The organism is Veillonella parvula (assembly GCF_032577575.1).
Lineage (GTDB): Bacteria > Bacillota > Negativicutes > Veillonellales > Veillonellaceae > Veillonella.
The window spans coordinates 326338-343047 of sequence record NZ_JAWFVO010000002.1 but is presented as its reverse complement, the minus strand read 5'-3'; the positions used below and the strand labels follow the sequence as shown (position 1 = coordinate 343047).

12 protein-coding genes are annotated in these 16710 nt (G+C 42.2%); 9 read left to right on the top strand and 3 right to left on the bottom strand.

Features of this window, described 5'->3' with window-relative positions; translation table 11 throughout:
- Nucleotides 1–41: 41 nt before the first annotated feature.
- Nucleotides 42–1295 (top strand): C4-dicarboxylate transporter DcuC, encoded by a 1254-nt coding sequence (gene dcuC / locus E7K77_RS05485; protein ID WP_325306408.1) that lies wholly within the window; start codon nucleotides 42–44, stop codon nucleotides 1293–1295.
- A 207-nt stretch (nucleotides 1296–1502) separates the two neighbouring features.
- Here the strand turns inward: dcuC and E7K77_RS05480 are convergent, their stop codons facing one another.
- Complete coding sequence (locus E7K77_RS05480; RefSeq protein ID WP_024062856.1) at nucleotides 1503–2372, bottom strand: LysR family transcriptional regulator; 870 nt, start codon at nucleotides 2370–2372, stop codon at nucleotides 1503–1505.
- Between the two features lie 243 nt (nucleotides 2373–2615).
- On the opposite strand from E7K77_RS05480, the gene E7K77_RS05475 reads away from it, so the two are divergent.
- From E7K77_RS05475 to E7K77_RS05465, 3 genes are read left to right on the top strand one after another with little or no spacing between them, the layout of a single operon-like run.
- Nucleotides 2616–4913, top strand: coding sequence for a hydratase (locus E7K77_RS05475; protein WP_325306407.1), 2298 nt, complete (start codon nucleotides 2616–2618; stop codon nucleotides 4911–4913).
- Between the two features lie 24 nt (nucleotides 4914–4937).
- Nucleotides 4938–6077: a 2-methylaconitate cis-trans isomerase PrpF family protein gene (locus E7K77_RS05470; RefSeq protein ID WP_278605171.1), complete on the top strand. Its 1140-nt coding sequence runs from the start codon at nucleotides 4938–4940 to the stop codon at nucleotides 6075–6077.
- Between the two features lie 2 nt (nucleotides 6078–6079).
- Nucleotides 6080–7501: an anion permease gene (locus E7K77_RS05465; protein ID WP_008603176.1), complete on the top strand. Its 1422-nt coding sequence runs from the start codon at nucleotides 6080–6082 to the stop codon at nucleotides 7499–7501.
- Between the two features lie 199 nt (nucleotides 7502–7700).
- Here the strand turns inward: E7K77_RS05465 and E7K77_RS05460 are convergent, their stop codons facing one another.
- Both E7K77_RS05460 and E7K77_RS05455 read right to left on the bottom strand, forming a co-directional pair.
- A complete protein-coding gene (locus E7K77_RS05460) occupies nucleotides 7701–8879 on the bottom strand; it encodes an MFS transporter (protein WP_008603175.1) in 1179 nt (392 codons plus the stop codon).
- Nucleotides 8880–8891: 12 nt separating this feature from the next.
- Complete coding sequence (locus tag E7K77_RS05455; protein WP_287510529.1) at nucleotides 8892–11120, bottom strand: sel1 repeat family protein; 2229 nt, start codon at nucleotides 11118–11120, stop codon at nucleotides 8892–8894.
- A 182-nt stretch (nucleotides 11121–11302) separates the two neighbouring features.
- Between E7K77_RS05455 and E7K77_RS05450 the strand changes: the two genes are divergently transcribed.
- From E7K77_RS05450 to trpD, 5 genes are all read left to right on the top strand, one after another.
- The gene (locus E7K77_RS05450; protein ID WP_024062140.1) at nucleotides 11303–11686 is read left to right on the top strand and encodes a hypothetical protein; all 384 of its coding nucleotides are present in this window, start codon (nucleotides 11303–11305) and stop codon (nucleotides 11684–11686) included.
- Nucleotides 11687–11751: 65 nt separating this feature from the next.
- Nucleotides 11752–12681 (top strand): DUF805 domain-containing protein, encoded by a 930-nt coding sequence (locus E7K77_RS05445; protein ID WP_287510528.1) that lies wholly within the window; start codon nucleotides 11752–11754, stop codon nucleotides 12679–12681.
- A gap of 398 nt (nucleotides 12682–13079) precedes the next feature.
- The gene (locus E7K77_RS05440) at nucleotides 13080–14549 is read left to right on the top strand and encodes an anthranilate synthase component I family protein (protein ID WP_287507125.1); all 1470 of its coding nucleotides are present in this window, start codon (nucleotides 13080–13082) and stop codon (nucleotides 14547–14549) included.
- Complete coding sequence (locus E7K77_RS05435; protein WP_287507122.1) at nucleotides 14549–15115, top strand: anthranilate synthase component II; 567 nt, start codon at nucleotides 14549–14551, stop codon at nucleotides 15113–15115. The genes E7K77_RS05440 and E7K77_RS05435 overlap by 1 nt, the downstream gene beginning before the upstream one ends.
- Nucleotides 15116–15697: 582 nt before the next feature.
- Nucleotides 15698–16708, top strand: a complete 1011-nt coding sequence (gene trpD / locus E7K77_RS05430; protein WP_287510527.1) for an anthranilate phosphoribosyltransferase — start codon at nucleotides 15698–15700, stop codon at nucleotides 16706–16708.
- The last annotated feature ends 2 nt before the right edge of the window (nucleotides 16709–16710 follow it).

Genomic DNA, 16710 nt, shown 5'->3' with positions numbered 1-16710 from the left:
ATATAGCTATTTTGCATCATATGTACACGGATAGGAGAGTTATGGTTATTGCAGGTATTGTTATCGTAGTAGCGACCTTTATCGCTATTATTAAACAGTTTGAAACGCGGCTCGTTTTACTATTATCGGGCTTACTGATGTGCTTTATTGGTGGGCAGCTTGGTGCTGGTACGACGGCCTTTGTGAAAGAACTTACGAATCCAGGTCTTGTACCAACAATCTGTACGGTGTTAGGTTTTAGCTATGTTATGGAATATACAAAATGTACAGAGCACATGGTGTATTTCATTTCTGCAGGCCTCAAAAAGATGACGAAAATCATCATTCCTGGCGCTGTTATTATTACATTTTTAATTAATATTGCATTGCCTACAGCGGCAGGTTGTGCTGCGGCCGTAGGTGCATTATTGATTCCTGCCCTCATTCGTTCTGGAGTACATCCAGCGATGGCTGGTTCTGCTATCTTCTTAGGTACATGGGGTAGTTCCTTGAGTCCAGGCCTTATGTTCAACCCTCAAGTGGCACAACTAGCGGGGGTAGACGTAATGACAGTTATTGCCAGCTTCTCCATGCAAGCAATTATCGGTATCGTAGTAGCCGCTATTTTGCTTAACATCGTAGCTATCGTTAAGAAGGAGCATACCGGGTATGTAATGAAAAACGATACTGCAGCGGAAGGTAAAGAATTCAAAGTAAATTATTTCTATGCAATCATTCCCATTATTCCTCTTGTATTACTTGTATTAGGTAGTAAACAAGTGGCGGTTATCCCAGAAATCTCTGTTCCTGTATCTATGCTCATCGGTACTGCTATTGGTATCATTGCCGTGCGTCCTAATGTGGCAGAAGCTGTTAAAAAGTTCTTCCGCGGTACTGGCGATGGTATGTGTGATGTCGTTGGCCTTATGGCTGCAGCAGCTTGCTTCACAGCAGGGATGCAACTTATCGGTCTTACTAATGCTCTTATTGATGGCATGAAGAACTCTCAACAAATCGCTCAAATCGGTGCGGCCTTTGGTCCATTCTTGTTGGCTGTTATCTCTGGTTCCGGTAATGCGGCAGCCCTTGCCTTTAACGGTGCTGTAACACCACACGCAGCAGACTTTGGGTATGGCATTATGGAACTTGGCTCCATGGCGCAAATCGGTGCAGGTATCGGTCGTAGTATGAGTCCCGTAGCAGGCGCAGGTATTATCGTTGCTGGTATTGCAGGAATCAATCCTATGGAAATGGCAAAACGCAATGCTGTACCATGTATCATTGCTACAGTTGTGATTATGCTATTATTACTCTAATCCAAGATACGTGATTGTGTCATAGTAGAGAAATTATTTTTATAAAAGCTATTATATAAAAGAAAACCCGTCATGATTCTTGTCATGACGGGTTTTTTGCATATACTGAGATATAAGGTATAAGTAAAATTTATGGATACTAAAGAAAAGAGCAATTTGTTTTTATTGCATTTTCATAATATATTATATGTATTAAAGGAATATATACTATACCTTTGTGTCAGCCCAGGTTTTCATAAATGAGTAAAAAGCCTGTACTGGCTTGGACTCAAGGGCACTGTTACGGGTGTACATCCATGTATCACGAGTCATGATGTGACCATCAAGATCCTTTAAGGTTTCCTTAAATAGTTTAGGGTAATCGTTGCCACAGCTTTGGGTAAGGATGGTAAAACCAAGTCCTTGGTTGACTAGCTTCATGCAGGTATCGATGTCGTTCACCTCGATGGTGCGCATCGGTGGTTGTGAGTAGTGAGAATACCACCAATCATCTATAGTTTGCTGTAAATTCGGATCTGTTTGATAGTGAATATAGGGCAGACGAGGTAAGTCCTCAACGGCACAAGGTGTTTTGTTAAAGAAGCAGAATGGTTCGGACCAAATATGTTCTTTCGACTCTGTCCAGGTGTGAGCACCGCGGATGATGGCAGCATGTAGGCGACCTTCAAGGAAGTCATGGTATAGCTTATAGCTAAGTCCCGTATACATGATGATGTCAATGTGCGGATACGCCTCTTTAAAGGTCGATAAAATATGAGGAATATGATACTTTGCGAATACATTTGAGCATCCTAGGTTTAATGTACCACGTGGTTCACTACCCATAGCTAATAGCTCTTGGCGCACCGAAGTATAGGAATTGAGCAAATCTTCGGCGTATCGCACAAGGCGTTGACCTTGGTAGGTAAACTCTACGCCGCGAGCTTGTCGGTTGATGATGGGACAGTTAAATTCCTTTTCTAATTTTTTTATTCGTTCACTCAATGCAGGTTGTGTCATAAATAGACGACGCGCCGCATAAGTAATATTATTTTCCTCTGCTAAGGTTTTTAAAATTGTACAATCTTTCGTGTCCATAAACTCTCCTTTACATATGTATTATTGTACTCTATCCCATGGAGTTGGTACAGATGAGGAGCTGCTAGTTCTATACAGATTAGATATAACTAAAGGCTAGGTACAGATGAGGGATGCTAGATTTATACAAATTACTAAAGACTAGGTACTAGCAAGAGAAATGGAACTTTCACCAATACACATGGTGAAAGTATAGTGTTTGTAAAGGTTTACACATGCGTGAAAGTAATAAAGGAGCAAGTCATGGTTGAGTTAATTTCAAATGGTGTATTTTTATATCACGGTACGGATATCGTTCCTGCAGATTCTAGTGCAGCCCTTGATCAGCAAGAAGTTTTTAATAAAGAGCGCGCCTATAAGGAAACGATGGCGTACCGTATTTTAATGGACCACCAACAACATGAAGGCGATCAAGATTTACGCATCAAATTTGATGCTTTAACATCTCACGATATCACCTATGTTGGTATTATTCAAACGGCTATTGCTAGTGGTCTAGATAAATTCCCAATCCCTTACATTTTGACAAACTGCCACAACAGTTTAGCCGCTGTAGGGGGCACAATTAACGAAGACGACCATGTATTTGGCTTATCTGCAGTACAACGCTTCGGCGGCGTCTATGTACCTCCTCATCTTGCAGTTATTCACCAATATATGCGTGAAACAATGGCAGGCTGTGGCAAAATGATTCTCGGTTCCGACAGTCATACTCGTTACGGTGCTCTTGGTACTATGGCGATTGGTGAGGGCGGTCCAGAGCTTGTAAAACAATTGCTTGGCCGTACGTATGATGTACAACGTCCAGAAGTTATCGCTATTTACCTCGATGGAAAACCTAAACACGGCGTAGGTCCACAAGACGTGGCACTCGCTATTGAAAAAGCTGTATTCGCAAACGGCTTTGTGAAAAATAAAGTAATGGAATTCGTAGGCCCTGGTATTGAACATTTATCCATGGACTTCCGTAACGGCATCGATGTAATGACTACAGAGACTACATGCCTTACAACTATTTGGAGAACAGATAGTACAACGAAAGAATTCTTGACACTTCATGGTCGCGGTGATGCGTACAAAGAGCTTAACCCTGGTGATGTAGCTTATTATGATGGCCTAGTAAAAGTTAATCTTAGGGAAGTGGAAAGTATGATTGCTATGCCATTCCATCCAAGCAATGTATATACAATTAAAGAAATCAACGAAGGTGGTCGCGATTTATTAGCAGAAATCGAACGTCAAGCGGTAGAGCAATTAGATAATAAATCCTTGTCTTTACAATTGCCTGAAAAACATTTTGACGGCAAATTGCATTTAGATCAAGGTATCATCGTAGGGTGCTCTGGTGGTTTATATGAAAACATTATGCAAGCGGCTAACATCGTACGCGGTAAGAGCGTAGGTTCCGGTCGTTTCGCATTTAGCGTTTATCCTTCTAGCCAACCAATTTACTTAGAACTTATGAAAAATGGTGCTCTTGTAGATCTTATGAGTGCTGGTGCCATCGTGCGTACAGCTTTCTGCGGGCCATGCTTTGGTGCAGGTGATACACCTAACAATACTGGACTCAGTGGTCGTCATGCGACACGAAACTTCCCGAATCGCGAAGGTTCTAAACCTGGTAACGGACAAATTTCTTCCGTTGCACTTCTCGACTCCCGTTCCGTAGCGGCTACTGCTATTAACGGTGGTGCATTAACTGCGGCTACTGATATCGATTATGATGATGTAGTACCAGCTTACCACTATGATGATAAACCTTATGAAAGCAAAGTATATAGCGGCTTCAATGAGCCTAAAAAAAATACTGAACTCATTTATGGACCATCCATTAAACCTTGGCCAGCTATTAAAGAATTGACCCCAAATGTATTGCTCAAAGTAGTTGCCTATATCGATGACCCTGTAACGACTACGGATGAGTTGATTCCATCTGGTGAAACATCTTCCTTCCGTTCAGATCCATATGCATTGTCTGAATTTGCCTTGAGCCGTAAGGTTCCTGAATATGTAGGTCGTGCTAAAACCGTTCGCGATTGGGAAAAATCTCGTCAAGAAGGTGAAAGTACAGTAGAGTTAGTCGCTGCATACGAAGAGGTTAAGCAAGCTCTTGGCTTGTCAGAATCTGTAGAAGATATGGCTAAGTCTACAGCTGTTTCCAGCATGGTATATGCTAATCGTCCGGGTGATGGCTCTGCTCGTGAGCAAGCAGCATCCTGCCAACGCGTATTGGGTGGCGGTGCTAATATTGCGATTGAATATGCTACAAAACGTTATCGCAGCAATGTTATTAACTGGGGCATGCTACCGTTCCTAACTAGCGAAGAAGACTCCAAAACTATGGCAGTAGGCGATTATGTATATGTGCCAAATGTGCGTGACCAATTATTCTCTGACTCCGATGATTACAAAGCATATGTTATCAGCGGTGGCGTGAAGAAAGCAGAAATCACATTGCACTTAGGTCACCTCAGCGATGAAGAAAAAGATATTATCGCAGCAGGTTGTCTCATCAACTACTATGCAAATGGCAAAGCATAAGTGGTGAGCATAAAGGAGTACGTTATGAACGGGTATAAAGAAATTCCTGTTACCTATATGCGCGGAGGCACAAGTAAGGGGGCGTATCTATTAAAAGATACGCTTCCAGCTGAGCCTGCAGCACGAGACCGTATGATTTTAGACTTATATGGTTCGCCCGATGCGCGTCAAATTAATGGCATCGGCGGTGCCGATCCATTGACGAGCAAGGTGGCTATCGTAAATCCTTCTGTCCGCGATGATGCAGATATCGACTATACCTTTGGGTATGTAGGTATCGCTGATGCGGTGGTGGATTACGAAGGAAACTGTGGCAATATCTCTGCTGGTGCAGGGGTGTTTGCTATTATGGAAGGCTTTGTGAAAGCTGTAGAACCAGAAACAGTGGTTCGTATCTTTAACACAAATACAAATAAGGTTATCGAAGCGCACGTGCCAGTCCGAGATGGCAAACCTGTTATTGACGGTGATTTTGCTATTGATGGCGTGCCTGGTACCGGTGCTCGTATTACATTATATTTCTTGGAGCCTGGCGGTTCTAAGACAGGTAAGCTACTACCAACAGGCAATGTACAAGACACAATTACATTGGCTGATGGACGCACAATCCAAGTCAGTCTCGTAGATGCAGCTAATCCAGCTGTATTTGTAAAGGCTACAGACCTTGGTTATGAAGGCACGGAATTACCGGCTTTCACAGAAACGGATGGCGGTGTATTACTCAATACACTTGAAGATATTCGCACTACTGCAGCTGTAATGATGGGACTTGCTCCATCTAAAGAGGCTGCTAGTCCTGCAGTTCCAAAGGTATGCATGGTGTCCGCACCACAAACCTACGTGGCAAGCGATGATCGAACTATCAAGGGGAATAGTATAGACATCGTGGCGCGTACAAAGGCACTCGCTGTAATGCATAAAGCGTATGCTGTTACAGGTGGTATTTGTACAGCTACAGCAGCGCTGATTACGGGGACTGTGGCGAACGAAGTAGTGAGCGAACGTGCTAAAGAAACGAATCAAGTTACTTTAGCGCATCCATCAGGGAAATTTGATTTCGAAATATGTCTAACCAAAGATAAGGGTTGGCATGTGGAGAAGGCGGGCGTGGCTAGAACGGCGCGACCGATCATGAAAGGCATAGCTTATGTTAAAGGAGAGTAAGAATGAATAAGCTACTTAAAATTGCAATTATGTTTGCCATTCCTCTGGCAATGTGGTTCATTACACCGCCAGAAGGTTTGAGCGTTGGAGCTTGGCGACTGCTAGGCTTCTATTTAATGGCTATCGTTGGTCTTGTTGTTAAACCTTGGCCAGCACCAATTATCTTGTTATTATCTATTGCAGGTTCTGCAATTTTCTTGAATGCTACGAAAAACGTATTGTCTGGTTATGCATCTACCACAGTATGGTTAGTATTCTCTGCGTTCTCCCTCAGTGTGGCGTTCGTAAAAACAGGCCTTGGCCGTCGTATTGCGTACCTATTGATTAAATCCTTAGGTCACACTACATTGCGTCTTGGCTATGTAACTGCTTTATTAGACCTTATTATTTCTCCAGTAACACCTTCCAACACAGCACGTTGTGGCGGTATCGTGTTCCCAATCATGAACTCTGTAGCAAAAGCGTTAGGTTCTGAGCCTGGTGAAAGCGCTAAAAAAGCTGGTTCTTACCTCATGGTTAACACATACATGGTGACTAAGGTAACAAGCTTGATGTTCGCTACAGCAATGGCACCAAACTTATTGGCTGCTGACTACATGAACAAAATCCTCGGCGTAGATATCAACTGGGGCCTTTGGGCATTAGCACTCGTAGTACCAGGTCTTGTGATGCTTCTCATTACACCTGCTTTGGTATACTACTTAGACAAACCATCTATTCAACACATCGACTCTCATGCGATTGCTGATGAAGGTTTGAAAGAACTTGGACCTATGTCTGGTCGCGAGAAATCTCTTATTGCTATCTTTATCCTTGCCTTAGTTGGTTGGGCGTTGCCTTCCATCTTGACGCAAGGCTTTGGCATTAAATTCTCCCTTGATGCAACAGCAGTAGCTATCGTAGCCATGGTAGCAGCTCTTGTAACAGGCGTAATCAAATGGGAAGATATGCTTGAATCCAAAGGTGCTTGGAACACATTGATCTGGTTCGGTGGTATCATCGGTATGTCCAGTGCGTTGTCCAAGGTTAAATTCTTTGAATGGCTAGCTGACTTTATGGGCACACACTTCAACTTCGGCGACAACCCAATGCTGGCTCTTATTATCATCGGCGCTATCAGTATCGCTGTTCGTTACTTGTTCGCCTCTGGTAGTGCGTACGTTGTAGCCATGCTTCCAGTATTCCTTACTGTAGGTAAAGTAGCGGGTGTAAACCCAATGGCGTTGTCCTTGTTACTAGCTGCTACAAACTCCTACGGTGGTGCGTTGACTCACTACGGCGGTGCAGCGGCTCCAATCGTATTCGGTGCAGGTTACAACACAGTTAAGAGCTGGTGGATTATCGGCGGTATCTTCGCTATCATGTGCTTCATCGTAAACCTTACAGTGGGCTACGCATGGTGGGAAATCCTCGGTATCCTATAATACCTAACTAGAGACAATAGTTATTCTATACATATAGAATGATCATCCCCTAGCTAGTGAAATTTTCTAAACTTTTACAAAAAATATAATAAAAGAGCTGTTTCGGAATCAGTACACATCTGAGTTCTGAGAACAGCTCTTTTTATTTGTTTATATAGTTTCTTTAATGCATTTGCACTATTTTCGTTGTATTACGGCGTTACTTTAGTTTTAACGCAACCCATAGGGCAGCGCCGATAAAGGTAAGGCTACATGCCCAGAAAAGGGTTGTGAAGCCAAATTGAGCGGCTACGATGGAACCACCAAAGGAGCCTAGAAAGTAACCCATAGACAAACAAGACTGATTGTACGAGAATACTTGTCCCGTATATTCCTTAGGTGTTTTTGATGCTAAATAGGTATTGAGCGCAGGTAACATACCACCTAGCCCAAAACCTTGCAAGAAACGGATAAACCCAAGTACATACACAGAGTCCACATAGGCTTGCGGTATATTGAGTAGACCTACATAGATCATCGAGTAGATGAGCACCTTTCTAGGGCCTATACGGTCTACTAATTTCCCGAGTGGAGAGCTACTAAAGAATTGGGCGATACCCATGGCAGAGAACACAGCACCAGATATGAAGGCTATATTTTCCGTATTGCTTGGTAGCATTCCTTTAATGTAAACCGTCATAATGGGGGAGATGGCGGTAACCGAAATGGCATACAGGAAGGAGGTTGCAGATAAAGCGACTAAACTAGAAAACTCAGGTAAGTGAGTTTTTAGATTTCTAAAGGTTTGCTTCTCAACAAGTGGCTTTGGAACATAGTTTTCATGTACCAGCATTGCCGTCAAGCCAAAGGAGATAAGCATAAGGGCCCCGATGATAAAGAAGTCATTTCGAATACCTACTACATCACTGAGATACCCTCCTACAAGCGGACCGGCTAGTGAGCCTGCAAGGCTAAAGGATCCTATAATCCCTAGAGCCCAACCTGTATGGTTTTGCGGTGTTTCTGACGCGATAAGTGTTACCGATGCGGGGTAAAAACCGCTTACTAACCCTTGCAATGTACGAACGAGGAACACACCTTCTGGTGTAGTCTGAAAGCCCAATAATATACTACATATAGCCATACCAAGACTAGAGCGTATGAGGGTAATCTTACGTCCCTTACGGTCTGCTAATCGGCCCCAGAAGGGAGCTGCTAAGCAGACAATGAGGAAGGTGATGCCCATGGAGGCACCGGACCATTGTGCTATCGATCCTGTATCGCTTAAGCCCATTTCATGGAAGTATAGAGGGAGAATAGGGCTTACCTGACTAATCCCGAGGGACATGAAGAATATGCAGAATGCGCAAATGTACACCGTTCGTTTCCACGTTTCCAAAGTATCCCTCCTTTAGTCTTTCTTTTTAACTTCTTCCCAATCGCTTAAGTCCGGAAGTTTATTGCTTGCTATAGATTCTTGGATCCAGTAATTAATGGAGGTTAAGTTGCTAGATTCCCGTTTAAAGCCATATACGATGTCATCTTCTACGTCGTCTTCTATAGTGATATAGAGAGAAATATGTAAGTTTTTACCTTTTCCGCGCTCGATGAAGTAGCTAATACCCGGATCGTCGAGGTTAGATGGGCGAACCGCAATGATATCGTACTTGCCATTGGCTACGCCTTCTAAGGCATCCTTAATCATTTGATTGGAAAGTTCATATTGATTGAGGTAGAAGATATCGTTGTCACAAGTTAATACATATTCTCTAGGAGGCGTAGTATTTTTGTACTGTTTCTCCCAGCTTTCATCAATCACAGGCAATGTAGCATTATCATAGAAGTCTTTAATTAAAGCGAGACCTGCAGGAATGGACATTTCTTTAAAGTATCTTATTTCATATACCCTAGGATCCACGTTTTCATCTAGTTCGCTAGGCTCCTCAATGTAGCCGTATAGATAGATAGTACAAGAGTTTTTGTCTTCATTGTGGAACATAACGATACTGTACACATCGTAAATGATGTTTTCTATGGATTGACGATTATCATAGATGATAAAGCTGAGATATTTTTGTGTATCCCATTCCCGTTGAATGAAATTCCAGTCGTATTTATTCGTGCGCCAACCAGTAGTAGAATTCTCGAAGATTTCTAATACATCGACAGAGTTTTGCGGCCATGCAGGTGGCATAGGGTTACATGTTGTAGAAGATTGCGTTATCCCTTCTTTGTACTGATAATGTCCATCAACGAGTTCAAAGGCCTCTAATCGCTCAGAGGCTTCGTCAGGAATTGCCAACGGCTCACCAGTACCTAACCAATTATCGTTTCTTGTGTTGAGACGATTGATGCTTTCACGAGCATGCTCGTAGAACGTAACGGCTTGGTCTAAATCAGGTTCTTTTGTAATGGCACCAATTTCGTAGCAATAGCCGGCGGCCAGTTGCCATAGATGGTCCGCATAGTCATAACTACCGTATCTATCGAAACATTTGCTAGCCTGATTGACGCACTCTATGGCGGTTCTTATAGCAGGGGTATTACCTTTTTTGAAAGTAAATACATAAGCGAGATACGGCCAAATAGCATCGAGCGTGTAAATAGCTGGTTGTTGCAATAAGTGAGCGATGCGAGACCAGTCTTGAGACTGACCATCGATATTCAAGGTGCGAAGAATGATGGCTTGCATGGTAGCATAAGCGTGGTCGTTAAAGTCTAAATAATCTGGGCTTATAGCAGCACGCTCATAGTATTTGAGGGCCTTTTGAATATTCTGAGGAATTCTTTTGTTAGACTCACATGGTTTTGCATAGTACTCGGCAGCTTCACGCAAACACATGCCATTATTCATGGCCGCACCACGCTCAAAATATTCGAGAGCTCGTTCATGCTCCCCGCGAGACTTACAAATATCGCCTGCTAAATACATCATGAGTGGCAAACCTGCTTTGGCACCTTCAAAAATGACTTGTTCTTCCATTGCCCTATTATCTTGCTCTACATAGGTAATGCGCAAGTTTCGGTATGCAATAACAAGGCCTGCATCGGCAGATTTACGCAACCATTGTTGAGCAATAGCATTTATTTTATTGGTCGATCTACGTTGATCTGCTTGTACAAATAAGCTTTTTAAGAAACGGACAAAGGTAGATGGTTCACCTTCGTTAGCCACCTTTCGAGCCGATGGTAAGATGTGGTAATCCCCCCATTGGTATACATTGGCAATGGCGTAGGCACAGTAGGAACAACCCTTTTGGGCGCCCTCATAGACGCGCTGGAATGCTTGGTCCTTCGTCATAGGCAACTCTTTTTCAATAGTTGGTGTAAGGGCACCAGAGGTACGCATAGCTTGTAAAATAGCGATGGCACTGCCTTTGCGAATAGCCGTATGTAAATAACTATACGCCTTTGTGTCATCCTCAGGGAAGCCTGCTTCAATCCACGTGAACTGAGGTCCAGAATAGACGCGCGCCAAAATAGCGTACACATCGCCGATACCTGGAATCTTTTGACCTTCCTCGTCCAATTTCACAAGGGCATCAAGCTCAGCCTTGCCCGCCCAAGCAATATCTTTATTACATTGATGGAATATTTTATTGAAAGACTGCTGTATTTGATCAGTAAAATAAAAACTCATTCTCTCTCCTCCGCATAATAATCAGTAGAAGCTGACAACATATGTAATTTCAGTATACTATTAGTGTTTAGAGGAAAACAATATAAATTATCGATTGCTTGAGGAATAATATATTCAATTTTAATTATTTATATTAGAATAGATAGAAAACTGGGTGTGATATAACAATAAAAGGGATGAATATGAGAAATATAAATTTTGATATGATGATTGCAGCCTTAGTTATGTTGATTCTTAATTGTAGAGGGTATTATAAGTATGTTATGGGGAAACAACTTTCTGAGCAGGAAGCAGCTAGGAGAAAATATATGTTATTCCCTAATTTATATAAATGGGTCTGTATATGTAGTTCTTTATTGATTATTGTTGCATTTACTTATTATTGTATTGAAGGTTTAACGGAAATTTCGCTTAGATTTATGATAATTGCTGGCATTTCTTTTATTGTAAGTCGAATACTACAGATTGCTCAAAAAAAAGTATCTAAAGATTATAAGAATAGTCTTATTGTGATAGTATTTTTGAGCTTCATGTTACTATTATTTATCTATATGTTTTTGTATTGATTATGTTTACATAGCTTTAATTTGTAGATATCCTTCGGTATGAGAGAGAAGAGAGCTTTATTTTAATGTGGTTACATAATGAAATTTCACTATTTAAACAAAATATAGAAATGTTGAGAGTGAATCAAAGGATAGGCAGACTAGCATATTTGTGGGGTGTGCTTGGCTTAATGGTTAGTAAATTTTTATCCTATCTTATATTTGGTTTATTGGTAGTGCTTATTCAAGGTCGTTCACTGCAAGATAGTCAGTATTTGTCTTATATTTATTTTGGATGTCTACAGATTATACATGTAATTGCAACTATTTTTATCCTCAAACGTAGACTAAATGACTGTGGTTCATCCTTGTGGTATATGATCTTAGTACCCATAGCATACCTAAGTTTGTGGGTGTATTGGGGGATGAGTTTCAGTTGGGAATCTATATCTGAAACCTTTATCAATGCAGGCTTTTATTGGGAAGGATTTTTCTGGCAGTATTTTATCTTGGCTTGTTTTGCGTTGCCTCTTAGTGTGCCTGATTTTAATAAGTATGGCTTAGATGAAGGGCGGGATAGCTATAATAACTATATTATTGCCTACGATAGAAGCTCCACCGTTAGTGAAGATAAAGATATTGGTACATTCGACTATGTGTGTGGTTGTATATGGGATGTTTTATTTGCTAAGCCATTCGATATTAAAGGAAGAGCTTCCGTATCAGCTTTTTGGGTTGGTCTTGTAGGATCTCGTCTTTTCATGGATGTCATTATGTATATGGCTATATCCGTAGTATCGTTAATTGTTCAGGTTGGTATACCTCTTTATATACCACAGTGGGGCTTTATGTATATCCTGATATGGCCAGCTTTAGCAATGATTACATTAGGCATACGTAGACTTCATGATTCTCTATTAAGCGGGTTGTGGATTATTGGACTTTTTGTTCCGTATATTAATATTTTTGTTAGTTATTATCTTTTGTTTAAAAAATCTTGGCGTATTGAAAGTTAAGATTTTCCTTGACTTTCATTCTATAGAAACATTATAATCAGATTATAATTTTATACTCGCCTAAAGAAACCGATGAGGTGGAGATAAAAATAGGAAATGCACTCACAGAGAGCGGGATTAGCTGAGAACCCGTAGTACGCAGCTTATTAAATGGACCACCGAGGGCGCATGGAACAGAATGAACTTTCATTCCTAGTATGGTGCGACGTCACACGAGCGTTAGTCGTGAGGGATATGTTAGTATCCTGCGAAAGGGGAATGCACTGCATTCAAACAAGGTGGTACCGCGATTTATAGCACATACAATCATATTGTAATAATAGAACTATAAACTCGTCCTTGACGTTATATTGTCATGGGCGAGTTTTTTTATTGGCAAATGCCAGATGGAGGTTCTCATGATTTTCCCTAGTCTTGACCGTGTGAAAGCTATCGCACCGGGCTACGATATCGTGCCTGTATATATGGAAATTTTATCCGACGTACGCACACCGATTAGCGTGTTGAAAGCGTTAAAACAAGTGAGCAGTCATACGTACTTGCTTGAAAGTGCGGATAATAGTAATCATTGGGGCCGTTATTCCTTCTTGGGCTACGATCCTAAGATTGAGCTATTCTGTAAAAATCATAAAATGACCATCAAAGACGGTACTACACGTACCTTTGAGTGCTCTGATCCAGCCGCAGAGATTCGTAATATTTTGAGCCAATATAAAAGCCCTCGCTTAGAAGAGTTACCAACTTTTACAGGTGGCTTTGTAGGGTACTTCGCATGTGAATATATTCGTTACATCGAGCCAACATTGGATTTCCCAACGCCAGATGATGACTCTGCGATGGTAAACGATGTAGACCTTATGCTCTTTGATAAGGTTATCGCTTTTGATCACTATAAAAATAAAATTTACTTAATCGCTAACATCAGCACAAATGATTTAGAACGCAACTACAACAAGGCTGAGCTTGAATTGAAAACTCTTGCTGATCTCGTTGTAAACGGCAAAGAGGCGGATGTGCCAAAAGGCATCCTTAAAACAGAGTTTACCTCTGAATTTACAAAGGATGAGTTTGAAGCAGTTGTTAAAAAGACGCAGCACTATATCAAGGAAGGGGATATCTTCCAATGTGTTGTATCTAACCGACGCGAAGCTGAATTCGAAGGCAGCTTGTTAAATGCATACCGCGTATTGCGTACTTTGAATCCATCTCCATATATGTTCTACCTATCTGGTGGCGATGTAGAGCTCACAGGGGCATCTCCAGAGACATTGGTGAAACTGACAGACGGCAAAATGTACACCTTCCCAATTGCAGGCACTATGCGCCGTGGCAAAAATGAAGCAGAGGACCTTGCGATTGAAGAAAAACTTATCAATGACGAAAAAGAATTGGCTGAACATAATATGCTTGTTGACCTTGGTCGTAACGATTTAGGTAAAATTTCTAAATTTGGTTCCGTAAAAGTAGAGGCGTTACATATGTTGCAACGTTTCTCCCATGTAATTCACATTACATCTACTGTAAGCGGTGACATGCAAGACGGCAAAGATGCACTCGATGCAATCGGTGCTACACTGCCAGCAGGCACCTTGTCTGGGGCGCCTAAGATTCGTGCTATAGAAATTTTACACGAACTTGAAAAAAGTCCGCGCGGTGTATACGGAGGTGCCGTAGGTTACATCGACTTCTCTGGTAACATGGACGTATGTATCGGCATCCGCATGGCTATGAATAAAGGCGGTAAGGTTTATGTTCGCGCTGGCGCAGGCATCGTTCGAGATAGCGTTCCTGAAAGCGAGTTTAATGAAACCTTGATCAAAGGCCAATCCATGATTTCCGCAATTACAGATGCACAGGAGGTAGAATAATGGTACTCCTTATAGATAATTACGATAGCTTTTCCTTTAATCTATATCAATTAGTAGGCTCTATCGATCCAGATATTAAAGTCATCCGCAGCGATGAATTAACAGTTGAAGAAATCCGTGCTTTGAAACCAGACTATGTGATACTTTCACCAGGACCTGGCAGACCAGCTGATGCGGGTGTATACGAAGAGCTATTGCGTGAATGCAAAGGGGAATTCCCAATCCTCGGCGTATGCCTCGGACACCAAGCCATCGGCGAAGTATTCGGCGGCACCGTTTCTTACGCTAAACAAGTAATGCACGGCAAACAAAGCGTAGCCAAACAAGTACACCCATCCAAAATCCTCAAGGGCTTGCCTGAACAATTTGAAGTCGCTCGATACCACTCCTTGGCGATTATCGACGAAACCATGCCAAGCGAACTCATCGTCACATCCATTACAGACGACGGCGAAGTAATGAGCGTAGAACACAAAGACTACCCGATATATGGAGTGCAATTCCATCCGGAATCCATCATGACACCGAACGGGGAACAAATGATTCGCAATTTCTTAGAAAAATAACCACTGTTTTGTATTCGAGGAGCTATTATTAGTTACTAGTACGGTAAGGCAGAAATAAGGTCTCTCGGAACTCCGATGGCCACCCACCCCACTACGTGGGGCCGCCAAGTCGCTCCTTAAGACCTTATTTCCTGCCAACTCAACTTTGGTAGTACCTACTTAATAGCCCCTCTACAATACATATTGTGAACTGTAGTTATATTTTTTTTAAGAAATCTGCGAATCAGAACTCCTAATATAGGAAAAGGTGGTGCAAAGCACCACCATTCCCACCACCTTATAAAGAAATGACCTGTGCGTTACTTTATATAATGCGCAGGATCATTTGAGAGATATTGAATTGTTGTTCATTTTATTGCGATTGGGACGGTGAGTAGGGCATATAAAAGATTAAATGTCCTAGTGTTTATGTGAGTTCACGGGGTTCTAGGCCCGACTTTGGCCCTGCGAAGGCCACAGGCCGCAGTCAGACCCGGCCAGTGGAGGGCATAGGTCCACGTGAATCACATGTAGCATTAACGCTGGTATATGCCCTATTATCGTTGAACCGAAGTAAAATGAACAACAAGTAAGGAGATATAAATGATTAAAGACGCATTATATGCAGTAACGCATGGTCAGGATTTATCTTACGACCTTGCTAAAGATACAATGAATAAAATTATGAGCGGTGAGGTAGCCGAGGTTCCTATGGCTGGTTTCTTATGCGCATTGGCAGCAAAGGGCCCTACTGTAGATGAGGTTACGGCGTTCGCTGAGGTTATGCGCGAGAAGGCTGGCTCCGTGCCTCATAACGGCACTGTTGTGGAAATTGTAGGTACTGGTGGTGACGAGGCTAATACGTTCAACATTTCCACTACGTCTGGGTTCATTATTTCTGCAGCAGGCATTCCTGTAGCAAAGCATGGTAACCGCAGTGTATCTAGTAAATGTGGTGCTGCAGACTTGATCGAAGCGTTGGGCGCTAAATTAGAGCTTAATGGTGAACAAAACGAGGCAGTGCTTAACAAAGCCAATATGTGCTTCATGTTTGCGCCTGTATATCATCAAGCTATGAAATATGCAGGCCCTGTACGTAAGGCATTGGGCGTGCGTACTGTGTTTAACATCCTTGGACCTTTGGCAAATCCAGCCGGTGCTACGGTTGAGTTGATGGGTGTTTACGACAAATCCTTAGTAGAACCGTTGGCTCGCGTATTGGCTAATCTTGGCGTTAAACGCGGTGCTGTGGTACACGGCTTTGACGGCCTTGATGAGATTACGGCTACCAATAAAACGTACGTATGCGAAATTAATAATGGTACTTTCACAAGCTACGAATTCGATCCTAAGGAATATGGTTTCGAATACGCTGATAAAACTGAGCTTGAAGGTGGCGATGCTACGGTGAACGCTGAGATTACTCGCCGCGTTCTCGGTGGTGAGCAAGGCGGTAAACGCACTGCGGTTGTTCTTAACGCGGGCATGGCGATTTACCTAGCAAAAGACGGCATTACATTGGCAGAGGGCATCGAAGAGGCGAAACATATAATCGATTCTGGTAAGGCGCTTGCGACAATGGAACAGTTTGTGAAAGCAACCCAAGAGGTATGACC